The organism is Streptomyces coryli (genome assembly GCF_011044975.1).
Classification (GTDB): domain Bacteria; phylum Actinomycetota; class Actinomycetes; order Streptomycetales; family Streptomycetaceae; genus Streptomyces; species Streptomyces coryli.
Window position 1 is genome coordinate 1 of sequence record NZ_JAAKZV010000263.1, and the last position, 10411, is coordinate 10411.

The 10411-nt window shown below is 69.1% G+C and carries 11 protein-coding genes; 3 read left to right on the top strand and 8 right to left on the bottom strand.

Annotation, left to right across the window (positions count from 1 at the left end; genetic code table 11):
- Positions 1-21 precede the first annotated feature (21 nt).
- The 3 genes from G5C51_RS35305 to clpS form a co-directional block, all read right to left on the bottom strand.
- The gene (locus G5C51_RS35305) at positions 22-1455 is read right to left on the bottom strand and encodes an amino acid permease (RefSeq protein ID WP_165243807.1); all 1434 of its coding nucleotides are present in this window, start codon (positions 1453-1455) and stop codon (positions 22-24) included.
- 192 nt (positions 1456-1647) lie between these two features.
- Entirely contained in the window at positions 1648-2241 is a 594-nt protein-coding gene (locus G5C51_RS35310; protein ID WP_165243809.1) for a DUF2017 domain-containing protein, read from the bottom strand.
- Entirely contained in the window at positions 2241-2558 is a 318-nt protein-coding gene (gene clpS / locus G5C51_RS35315; RefSeq protein WP_165243811.1) for an ATP-dependent Clp protease adapter ClpS, read from the bottom strand. Before clpS ends, G5C51_RS35310 begins: the two co-directional genes overlap by 1 nt.
- A 106-nt stretch (positions 2559-2664) precedes the next feature.
- Here clpS and G5C51_RS35320 point away from each other — a divergent pair, with 106 nt between their 5' ends.
- Both G5C51_RS35320 and G5C51_RS35325 read left to right on the top strand, forming a co-directional pair.
- Positions 2665-3990, top strand: coding sequence for a nicotinate phosphoribosyltransferase (locus G5C51_RS35320; RefSeq protein WP_165243813.1), 1326 nt, complete (start codon positions 2665-2667; stop codon positions 3988-3990).
- 123 nt (positions 3991-4113) lie between these two features.
- Positions 4114-4698 (top strand): nicotinamidase, encoded by a 585-nt coding sequence (locus tag G5C51_RS35325; protein WP_165243815.1) that lies wholly within the window; start codon positions 4114-4116, stop codon positions 4696-4698.
- 24 nt (positions 4699-4722) lie between these two features.
- Here G5C51_RS35325 and G5C51_RS35330 read toward each other — a convergent pair whose 3' ends face one another.
- Both G5C51_RS35330 and G5C51_RS35335 read right to left on the bottom strand, forming a co-directional pair.
- A complete protein-coding gene (locus G5C51_RS35330) occupies positions 4723-5025 on the bottom strand; it encodes a hypothetical protein (RefSeq protein ID WP_165243817.1) in 303 nt (100 codons plus the stop codon).
- Between the two features lie 142 nt (positions 5026-5167).
- The gene (locus G5C51_RS35335; protein WP_165243819.1) at positions 5168-7570 is read right to left on the bottom strand and encodes an immune inhibitor A domain-containing protein; all 2403 of its coding nucleotides are present in this window, start codon (positions 7568-7570) and stop codon (positions 5168-5170) included.
- A gap of 286 nt (positions 7571-7856) precedes the next feature.
- On the opposite strand from G5C51_RS35335, the gene G5C51_RS35340 reads away from it, so the two are divergent.
- On the top strand, positions 7857-8138 hold the full coding sequence (locus G5C51_RS35340; protein WP_165243805.1) for a hypothetical protein: 282 nt from the start codon (positions 7857-7859) through the stop codon (positions 8136-8138).
- A gap of 46 nt (positions 8139-8184) precedes the next feature.
- Here G5C51_RS35340 and G5C51_RS35345 read toward each other — a convergent pair whose 3' ends face one another.
- The 3 genes from G5C51_RS35345 to G5C51_RS35355 all read right to left on the bottom strand — a co-directional run.
- Positions 8185-8712 (bottom strand): RDD family protein, encoded by a 528-nt coding sequence (locus tag G5C51_RS35345; protein WP_240930141.1) that lies wholly within the window; start codon positions 8710-8712, stop codon positions 8185-8187.
- Between the two features lie 69 nt (positions 8713-8781).
- Positions 8782-9732, bottom strand: a complete 951-nt coding sequence (locus G5C51_RS35350; protein WP_165243820.1) for an RDD family protein — start codon at positions 9730-9732, stop codon at positions 8782-8784.
- Positions 9733-9814: 82 nt separating this feature from the next.
- On the bottom strand, positions 9815-10411 hold a 597-nt coding region (locus tag G5C51_RS35355; protein ID WP_165243822.1), incomplete at its 5' end, for an RDD family protein.

Sequence of the window (10411 nt, forward strand, 5' to 3'; positions counted from 1 at the left end):
CCCGAGGCGAGCTATGGCATTTCAGCGCGTGGTCGCCCCCGCGTACTCCGCCTGCGGCTCAGCCGCCAGGCTGGCCCGCTTGGCGGCGAACCAGCCGATCGTCAGCAGCACGGCCCAGCCGACACCCACGTAGAGCGAAATCCGCCCGTCCGGGTCGATCGCCGTCAGCACCGTCACGAAGGCGAGGAAGGCCAGCGCGATCCAGCTGCACACCGTCCCGCCCGGCGCCGGGAAGGAGGAGGCGGGGAGCAGGCCCTTGACCACCTTGGACCGGTAGCGGATGTGGCTGATGAGGATCATCGCCCAGGTCCAGATGCCCGCCGCGGTGGCGACCGACATGACGTATCCGAAGGCCTTCTCCGGCACCAGGTAGTTCAGCACCACGCCGATCGACATCACGACCACCGACACCGCGATGCCGGCCGCCGGGACCTTGCGCCCGCTGAGCTTGCCGAAGACCTTCGGCGCCTCGGAGTTGGCCGCCAGGTCGCGCAGCATGCGGCCGGTGGAGTACATGCCCGAGTTGCAGGAGGACAGGGCCGCGGTGAGCACCACGAAGTTCACGATGCCGGCGGCCAGCGGGATGCCGATCTTGCCGAAGGCCGCCACGAACGGGCTGACGCCGTCGCTGAACTCGGTCCACTTCACGACCGAGAGGATCACGATCAGCGAGCCGACGTAGAAGACGATGATGCGCCACGGAAGGGTGTTGATCGCCTTCGGGAGGGTCTTCTCCGGGTTCTCCGACTCGCCGGCCGTCACACCCACCAGCTCGACCGCGAGGTACGCGAACATCACGCCCTGCAGCGTCATCAGGCTGGAGCCGATGCCGTTCGGGAAAATGCCGTCGTGCGACCACAGGTTGGACACCGCCGCAGTGTCGCCGGCCTGCGAGAAGCCCAGCGTCAGCACGCCGATGCCGATGACGATCATGCCGATGATGGCCGTCACCTTGACCATCGAGAACCAGAACTCCAGCTCACCGAAGATCTTCACGGAGATCAGGTTGACGCCGAAGAGCAGCACCAGGAAGGCGAGCGCGCTGATCCACTGCGGGATCGAGGGGAACCAGAAGTTGATGTAGATCGCCGCGGCCGTCAGCTCGGTCATGCCGGTGACGGCCCACATCAGCCAGTACGTCCACCCGGTCACGTAGCCGAAGAACGGGCCGAGGAACTCGCGGGCGTACTCCGCGAAGGAGCCCGAGACCGGGCGGTAGAGGAGCAGCTCGCCGAGCGCTCGCATGATGAAGAAGATGACCACGCCCGCGAGGGCGTACATCAGGATGAGGCTGGTGCCGGCCTTCTCGATGTTCTTGCCGGCGCCCAGGAAGAGCCCGACGCCGATCGCGCCGCCGATGGCGATCATCTGCACCTGACGGCTGCCGAGCCCGCGCTCGTAGCCCTCTTCCGGGGCGTCAGCGGCTGCCGCCTCCGGGACGTTGGGGGTGGTCATGTGTGTCGCGCCCTTTCCTCGTGGTGCCTGCCACGCCGACGCCGCTGTCAGCGAGTGCGGAAGGTTTACCACGCACAAAGTGCCCCTTATGTAACCCACGCCACACCGAAAAATGGGCATAAGGGTCTACCGAGTCATACCGCGAGCAGATTTTGGGCGTTCGTTATCCGGACATGAGGTTCCGTTGAGGAACTACGGCATCAGCGTCTCAACGAGCGTCTCCTGCAGACCGCCCAACCACAGGTACGCCATCACCATCGGCTTGCGGTCGTCGGAGTCCGGGAGGCGGTAGAGCTCCTCGCCGTCCTCGTCCCGCTGGATGTCCAGGCGGGTGCCGATGGCGAGGCGCAGGTCGTTCAGGGCGCCGAGCCACTGCCTGGCCTCGTCCGGGGTGAGCTTGAGGACCGCCATGCCCTCGCCCTGCGCGGTGAGCGAGTCGAGCGCCCTGACCATCGACAGGACGTTCTCGCGCTTGCCGGCCCGCAGGTCGTTCTCGGTGAAGCGGCGGAACTCGGAGGCGTACTCCTGCTGCTGGTGGTCGGGTGCCTTGCCCGGCTCCCCGTACGCGTCCGGGAACAGCCGCGCCAGCGCCGGGTCCGCGGGCGCCTCGCTCGGCCCCTCGGCGAAGAGCGCGTCGAGCGGGTCCACGGCGCCGTCGGCCGGCTGGTCGCCGGGGCCGATCAGCTCCAGCAGCTGCACGGCGAGGCTGCGCAGGATCGAGATCTCCACCTCGTCCAGCGCGATCGCCGCGCCCCCGCCCGGGACGGCCTCGAAGTGTCCCGCCATCAGACGTCCTGGGTCAGGGTCGCCCACAGGCCGTAGCCGTGCATCGCCTGCACGTCGCGCTCCATCTCTTCGCGGGTACCGCTGGAAACCACCGCGCGGCCCTTCGTGTGCACATCCATCATCAGCTTGCGGGCCTTGTCCTTCGAATAGCCGAAGTACGCCTGGAATACGTAGGTCACGTAGCTCATGAGGTTGACCGGGTCGTTGTGCACGAGGGTCACCCACGGCACGTCGGGCTCCGGAACCGCCGCTGGCGACTCCGACTCGATGGTCTCGGGTTGCTCGATCTCCGTCGGGGCGACACTCACACACCCCATGCTGCCACTGTGGGGCCCGTCACAGCGACTCCGGTGCCACTCGGATGCCGCGGCCTGCCGCCCCCGAAATCGTCACTCTGACGAGTACGGGAGTAGCATCGCCGCCATGGACGATCTCAAGCTGCCGGTGACGGTTCCGTCCACGGCGCTCTTCACCGACCAGTACGAGCTGACCATGGTGCAGGCGGCGCTGCGCGCCGGCACCGCGCACCGGCGCTCGGTCTTCGAGGTCTTCACCCGGCGGCTGCCCGAGGGGCGGCGGTACGGCGTGGTGGCGGGCACCGGGCGGGTGCTGGACGCGATCGAGTCCTTCACCTTCGACGAGCGGGTGCTCGGCTTCCTGCGGGAGCGGAAGATCGTCGACGAGCCGACGCTGGAGTGGCTGTCCGGGTATCGCTTCGGCGGCGACATCTGGGGCTACCCGGAGGGCGAGGTCTACTTCCCCGGCTCGCCGATCCTGCGGGTGGAGGGCAGCTTCGCGGAGTGCGTGCTGCTGGAGACGGTGATCCTGTCGATCATGAACCACGATTCCGCGATCGCGGCGGCGGCCTCGCGGATGGCGGTGGCGGCGGGCGGGCGGCCGCTGATCGAGATGGGCGCGCGCCGTACCCACGAGCTGTCGGCGGTGGCGGCGGCGCGGGCGGCGTATGTGGGCGGCTTCCACACCACCTCCGACCTGGCGGCCGGCTTCCGGTACGGGATCCCGACCGCGGGCACGGCCGCGCACGCCTTCACGCTGCTGCACGACAGCGAGCGGGCCGCCTTTCAGGCGCAGGTGGAGTCGATGGGCGCCGGGACGACGCTGCTGGTCGACACGTACGACGTGACGAAGGCCGTGCAGACGGCGGTGGAGGTGGCCGGACCGGGCCTCGGCGCGGTGCGGCTGGACTCCGGGGACCTGCTGCTGATGGCGCACCGGGTGCGGCAGCAGCTGGACGAGCTGGGGGCGCGGGACACCAAGATCGTGGTGACGAGCGATCTGGACGAGTACGCGATCGCCTCGCTCGCCGCGGCGCCGGTGGACGCGTACGGCGTGGGCACCCAGCTGGTCACGGGAAGCGGGCATCCGACCTGCTCGATGGTCTACAAGCTGGTGGCCAGGTCCGGCTCCGACGACGGCTCCGACGCGCCGCTGGTGCCGGTGGCGAAGAAGTCGATGGGCGGGAAGTCGTCGGTCGGCGGCCGCAAGTGGGCGGTGCGGAGGCTGGACGAGGACGGCGTCGCGGAGGCGGAGGTCATCGGCTCGGGCGACCCGCCGTCCGGCCTGTCGGGCCGGCAGATGCTCGTTCCGCTGGTACGGGACGGGGCCGTCGTCGGCCGCGAGCCGCTGGAGGCGGCGCGTGACCGGCACGTCGAGGCCCGCGGCGGACTGCCGCTGTCCGCGACGCAGCTGTCGCGCGGGGAGCCGGTGCTTCCCACCGAATACATCTGATGGGTACGAACCGCACCCAGCGGGGAGACAACGGGGGTAGTCGCCGAGAGGCAACACGCGGCGCGGGCAAGCCACTTGGAATCCCCACGGCCTATCGATCCGACAACCTAAGGACGAAGGATCATGCATCGCGCACTGATCGTTGTTGATGTGCAGAACGACTTCTGTGAAGGCGGCAGCCTGGCCGTCTCCGGCGGCGCCGACGTCGCCGCGGCCATCACCGACCTGGTCGGCCAGACCACCGCGGGCTATCAGCACGTCGTGGCCACCCGCGACCACCACATCGAGCCGGGCGACCACTTCGCCGAGCGCCCGGACTACGTATCCAGCTGGCCCCGGCACTGCGTAGCCGGCACCGAGGGCGTCGGGTTCCACCCGAATTTCGCCCCGGTCGTCGCCTCCGGCGCCATCGACGCGGTCTTCGACAAGGGCGCGTACACGGCCGCGTACAGCGGCTTCGAGGGCATGGACGAGAACGGCGTCCCGCTCGCGGACTGGCTGCGCGCCAGAGACGTGACCGAGGTGGACATCGTCGGCATCGCCACGGACCACTGCGTACGGATGACCGCCCTGGACTCCGCCCGGCTCGGCTTCACCACCCAGGTGCTGCTCGACCTCACCGCCGGCGTGGCCGAGGAGACCACCCAGCGGGCGCTGGAGGAGATGCGCGACGCGGGCGTGGAGCTGACGGGCAAGCCGATCGTCTGAGCGCCTGAGACCCCCGTACGCGACCTACGACGCCCGGGCCCGCGGCCGCGGCAGCGCGGAGATCGGGTGCCACGACTCGGTGTCGTCGTCGAGGCGCGCCCGCCACACCACCCCCTCGGGGTGGTACAGCACCGCGGATATCTCGTCCGGCGTCGGCGGCTCGACGTTCCCCCGCAGATAGACGGAGCGCAGCCCGAGATTGCGCAGGCGGGTCAGCGCGCGCGGTCTGTTCACCGCTCGCACCAGCACCCTGACCTGCGGATCTGGCAGGGTCACGGCGACCACGACGCTGCCGTCGGGCAGCAGCGCGTATCCTCCGCCGGCCAATCCACTCACCCCCGTGAGATGTCGATCAATAGACCTGTCGCTAGATCTGCTGTCAGCAACACATAAGCGCCATCTAAACGCGACCGGCCGCCGCCCGCTAGAGGGCGACGGCCGATTCGCATCTGACCTGCGGCGTTCTACCTCACCTAGTAGACGGGCCGACCCGAACAGTGATCGTTTCGCCGGTGTAGGGCTCGTCCACGATCGAGATCTTCGTGTTCGTGTCCGGCACCTTCACGCTCCCGGTCGGGTTGGTTTCGTCCCAGTACGACCCCTTACGGTCGTCGAAGACCGGGACCCCGGCCTTGCCGGCGATCTTCGTCGGCACCCCGTTGCTGTGCAGCGTGAAGCCGTCGGTCCGGTAGCGGCTGAAGGTCGAGTCGTAGGCCTGGATGCGGTTGCGCATCACCTTGCCGTCGGACCACTTCTCCGCCTTCGGGTGCGCGTCGACTGGCAGCACCAGCCCGGTGCCCGGGTGGACGGAGGTGTTGTTGTCCGGCTGCGAGGTGTCCCAGAGCCAGACGGCCAGGCCGTTCTGGTACGGGAAGTGCTCCACCCAGTCGGGCTTGTCCGTCGCCCAGCCGAAGTTGTACGGGCCGACCTTCAGGGTCTTGTCGTACGACACGTACTGGCGGTTCTCGGCGATGTAGTACTGCTCGTAGTCCTTGGTGAAGGACTCGCCGATGCGGGAGAAGCCCTTGGTGGTCCAGCCGTTGTCGTCGCCCTCGGCGCCGTCCGCGAAGAGCTCCGCGCCGTCGGCCGTGATCTTCAGCTCGTCGGCCGCGAAGCCCTTCTGCGCCACCCCGCCGTCGGTGAGGTAGCGGAAGCGCAGCTGCACCGACTTGCCCGCGTAGGCGTCCATCGGGAAGACCAGATCCTGGTACGCGCCGTTCGTCCCGGTCAGCGCCGGCTTGTCGCCGCCGTCGCGCGGGATGGCCTTGCCGTTCGCGGTGCCGTCGAGCGGGGTCCAGGTGGCGCCGTCGTCCGTCGAGGCCTCGGTATAGAGGTAGTCGTAGTTCTCCTCGATGTCCCACCAGCCCTTGAGGGAGAGGGACGCCTTCGACTTGCCGGTCAGATCGACCGTCCGCGTCAGGGTGTTGGAGAGGTTGTCGCCCATGCCCGACCACCACTGCTTGCTGCCCTCGGTGGGCTTGGCGATCGTGGTCGTCACCGGCTTCTTCGGCAGTTCTACGACCAGGGCCTGCGGGTTCTTGGTCTGGTACTCGGCCACGCCCAGCTTGTGCTTGGACGCGGTCGCCGCCTTGGCCTTGTCGAAGTCGAGCCAGCCGAGCTGCAGTTTGTCCCAGGCGGTCATATCGCCGGGCAGGTCGCCGATGGACTCCTTGCCCTCGCCGAGCCAGGAGCCGGAGGACATCAGGGACCAGAAGGCGGTGGAGTTCTCGCCGCCGCCGGAGGTGTCGTAGAGGTCCGGGAGGCCGAGGTCGTGGCCGTATTCGTGGGCGAAGACGCCGAGGCCGCCGTTCTCGGGCTGGGCGGTGTAGTCGCCGACCCAGATTCCGGTGGAGCCGATCTGGGTGCCGCCGGCCTTGTTCTCGGGCGGGCCGGTGTTGCCCGCCTCGGTGCCGTAGGCATACCAGCGGTGCGCCCAGATCGCGTTGGTGCCCTGCGCGCCGCCGCCGGCGGACTCGTCCTCGCCGGCGTGCACGACCTGGAAGTGGTCGATGTAGCCGTCGGACTCATTGAAGTTGCCGTCGGCGTCGAAGTCGTAGCGGTCCCACTGGTCGTACTGGGAGAGCTGCTCCTTGATCTCGGCGTCCGTCTTGCCGGCCGCCTTCTGGTCCTCGGCCCACCTGTTGACGCCGTCCTTGACCATGTCCCAGGCGTTGGTGCAGTTGGTGGAGCCGCAGTAGTTGGAGCCGTAACGGGCCTCGTTCCAGTCGACCTTGACCCAGTCGGAGACCTCGCCCTCGACGGAGTAACGGCCGGAGGACTGCTTCTCGTAGTACTTGGCGACGGACTGCTTCTTCTTGTCCTTGCTGAAGTACAGGTCCTGGAAGTGCTGCCGGTTGAAGTCCTTTTGCCAGGCCGTGGAGTTGTTCACCGCACGGTCCGGCTCGGCTATCTGGTTATGGGCCGGACCCGGGTCGCCGCCGTATTTCTTTACGGGCGGCTTCGGGCCGTCGCCGTCCGGGTCGTACATGGTCGTGTCGTCGACCTTGTCGCCGAACTCGACCAGCACGGTGAAGATCTTGTCGGTCTTCTCCCGCTCCAGCTCCACGTACTTGCCGTCGTCGAGCTTCATCACCTTCGAGCCGCCGCGCTGCAGCGTGGACGCCTCGGCGTCGCCGCTGACCAGCCGCTTCATGGCGGCCTGCTGCCGCGCCCGCTGCTCCTTGCTGAACGGCCCGTCCAGATCGTGGTCGCCGGCACCCCGACTATCAGCCACTCGCGCCGGATCGCGGCGGTCGAGGGCCTCACCGTCGTCCGCCGAGGCCTGCACCACCGGCAGCACGGCCGCCGTGAGGGCGGCGGCTGCGACGGCGGCAAGGGCGGCGGGTCTGGTGCTCCTCCGTTGGAATCTCACGGCTGCGCTGTCCTCCCCTAGCACGCATGCATGGCACGCTTGCCTATTTGTGTGCCTGCATTTGACCGGAGTGAGAGGAGAAAAGACAGACTTGACTTGAACACGCCATAGGAGTACGGCAGTTGGCTGTCAATGCGGCAGGAGGGTGGCCAACGCCACGCGCCCGTGCGCCCCTTGTGCTCCGTACGGTAGGTAAGGTGAGGCTTACCGAGAGGCACCGTCGGGCATCCCGTCCTGAGGAGCCAACGGAATTGATGGCTGCAGACGACGTCCTGGGAGCCCGCCAATGCGCACCGCGCTGTCCGTGCCGCGCCCTTCCCTCGCCCAGCTCGCCTACGGGTGGGTGACCGTACTCGTCTCCACGACCGCGATGATCCTGCTCTCGCAGGCGCGGTCGGGTTTCGCGATCGTACTGATCTGTGTGACCGCGCTGGCCCTCGGCGTGCTGGTCGCCGTCACGGCACCATCGCCACGGCGCCGGACCGCCGCGCCAACGGCGGAGCCACTCACCGCCCGCGTCCCGGCACAGGGCCGCAGGGTCGCCGAGCCGGACCGCGAGCTGGTCTAGCGACCGGTGCCGCGACCGCGGTACGGGCCCGTGATCGGGTCCGTACTCAGGCCCGTACGACCACGGTCTTCGCCGCCTTGTCGTGCAGGCACTGGCGGTACGGCTTGTCCCACAGGAACCACAGCGAGTTCAGCAGCCAGAAGATCGTTCCGATGTTGAGCAGCATCTGCGCGACGCCGGGCAAGGCGTAGACGGCGGCGCGGATCCAGCCCTCGCGGGACGGGATGTTGCCGTTGGCGAGCACCGCGACGCGGATGCCGACGGCCTTCTTGCCGAGGGTCTGGCCGCTGCGGGAGAGCATGAAGCCCTCGTAGAGGAAGTAGGCGACGAAGGTCAGCACCAGCGCGAGCAGCGTCGGGCCGACCGGGATGTCGCTGTACGGGTTGCCCTCCTCGGCGTTCTCCAGGGCCGTGCCCATCACGCCGGTCACCGTGAGCGCGAGGAACCACAGCACGCCGAGCACGAGGCTGTCGAGCAGCCGGGCCGCGAAGCGCTGCCCGGTGGAGGCGAGCGGGGCCATGTCCGCGAGATCGGGCGGCGTAGACGCGAAGGCAGGCGGCTGATTCAGGCTCATGGAGCCATTGAATCAGCCGCCTGCCGTTGTGCTGAAGCCCGGATTCCGTCGATGCTCCAGGTCGATGCTCTAGTACGCGCCGCCCGGTCCTGCCGCCGTCGTCGGCTGTGCCTCGACCACCACGGTCTTGGCGATCTTGTCGTGCACGGCCTGGCGGAACGGCTTGTCCCAGCAGGCGGAGAGCACGTTGTACAGCCAGAACAGGGTACCGATGCAGGTCACCAGCTGCGGCAGCGAGTAGACCGCGGCGCGGATCCAGCCGGCGTTGCCGGCCGGGACGGCGCCGTTGTCGAGCATCGCCACCCGGATCTTCATCAGCTTCTTGCCGACGGTCTGGCCGTCCTTGGTGAGCATCAGGCCCTCGTACACGAAGTACGCGGCGATGGTCAGGAAGCCGCCGACCCAGTTGCGGCCGTACGCACCGGAGTCGTCGAAGTCGTAGCCGATGCCCAGCAGCGACAGGATCAGGCTCATCGGAAGGCCGATGATGATCGAGTCGATGATGCGGGCGACCAGCCGCTTGCCGAGACTGGCGAGCGGCGGCATGCCGGCCAGCCGCGGGTCGGGCTCGGCGTACTGCCCGACACCGAAGCCGCCGATGCCGCCGGCGCCGGCACCGCCACCCGGGTAGGAGGGCGGGGGCGTGGTGTCGTACGGGGAGCCGGTGCCGCCCGCGCCCGGCTTACTGAAGTCGGGGCCGCCGGAGGCCGGCGGGGTGTCGTACGGGGAGCCGCTCGACGGCGGCGGGGTGGCGGCTGCCGCCGGGGTGCCGTAGGGGGAACCGCTCTCCGGGGTGCCGTAGGGCGAACCGCTCGGCGGCGGGGTCGGGCCCGTGCCGGACACCGACTTCGTGGTGCCGGAGCCGGGGGGCGGGGTCGCGCCGCCGGCCGGGGTGTGCCCGTGCGGGGGCAGCTGGTCGGAGGGCTGCTGGGTGCCGTCGGAGGGCAAGCCGCTCAGCGGCGGCTGGGAGCGATCCGGCTGCTTGCTGCTGAACGGGTCGTCGTCCTGATCGGTACTCATGCCACGAGTCGAACCCGGAAGGCTCCGCCGCGCATCGCGAGCGGAGCCATTCGGGGGATTTCGGGCCCGTTCCGGTCGCGGATCAGCTCCCGGCCACGTAAGTACGGGCCGCCTTGTCGTGCCAGCACTGCCGCCACGGCTTGTCGAAGAGGCACCACAGCACATTGACGAGACCGATGCCCAGCAGCCCGAGCACCCCGTACGTCAGCCAGCGCCGGGTCGCGGCGCCGAAGGACGGCGGGTCCTGGCCCTCGATGTCGAGCACCTTGATCCCGCAGATCTTCTTGCCGAGCGTGCGGCCCCAGGTGGAGACGGGCAGCGCCTCGTAGAGCAGGCCGAGGACGAGATAGACGCCGAGGATGAGAGCGAGATACGGCCCGGTGGTCCCGTCGACCAGCCAGACGGTGACGGTGCGGCCGGTGTTCTCGGCGTCCTCGATCTTGTCCTGGATGTGGTCGGTGACCTTGCCGGCGAAGGGCACCGCGGCGGCGGCTGCGAGGCCGAAGACGACGGCGCCGTCGATGAGCCGCGCGAAGAAGCGGCGGCCGAGCCCGCCGGGGCGGGCGGTGCTGCGCATGGCGGAGAGGAAGGGGTCCTCGACCGGGGGCCGCCATGGGGTGACGGGTCCGTCGGGGGCGGCGGCGCCGCCTTGGCCCGGCTGTGGAAGGGCGGGGAGGGC

Excerpts from the sequence above, each read along its gene's own strand:
- G5C51_RS35305 (WP_165243807.1), bottom strand. The coding sequence starts at position 1,455 with ATGACCACCCCCAACGTCCCGGAGGCGGCAGCCGCTGACGCCCCGGAA.
- G5C51_RS35310 (WP_165243809.1), bottom strand. The coding sequence starts at position 2,241 with ATGGCGGGACACTTCGAGGCCGTCCCGGGCGGGGGCGCGGCGATCGCG.
- clpS (WP_165243811.1), bottom strand. The coding sequence starts at position 2,558 with ATGGGGTGTGTGAGTGTCGCCCCGACGGAGATCGAGCAACCCGAGACC.
- G5C51_RS35320 (WP_165243813.1), top strand. The coding sequence starts at position 2,665 with ATGGACGATCTCAAGCTGCCGGTGACGGTTCCGTCCACGGCGCTCTTC.
- G5C51_RS35325 (WP_165243815.1), top strand. The coding sequence starts at position 4,114 with ATGCATCGCGCACTGATCGTTGTTGATGTGCAGAACGACTTCTGTGAA.
- G5C51_RS35340 (WP_165243805.1), top strand. The coding sequence starts at position 7,857 with ATGCGCACCGCGCTGTCCGTGCCGCGCCCTTCCCTCGCCCAGCTCGCC.
- G5C51_RS35345 (WP_240930141.1), bottom strand. The coding sequence starts at position 8,712 with ATGAGCCTGAATCAGCCGCCTGCCTTCGCGTCTACGCCGCCCGATCTC.
- G5C51_RS35350 (WP_165243820.1), bottom strand. The coding sequence starts at position 9,732 with ATGAGTACCGATCAGGACGACGACCCGTTCAGCAGCAAGCAGCCGGAT.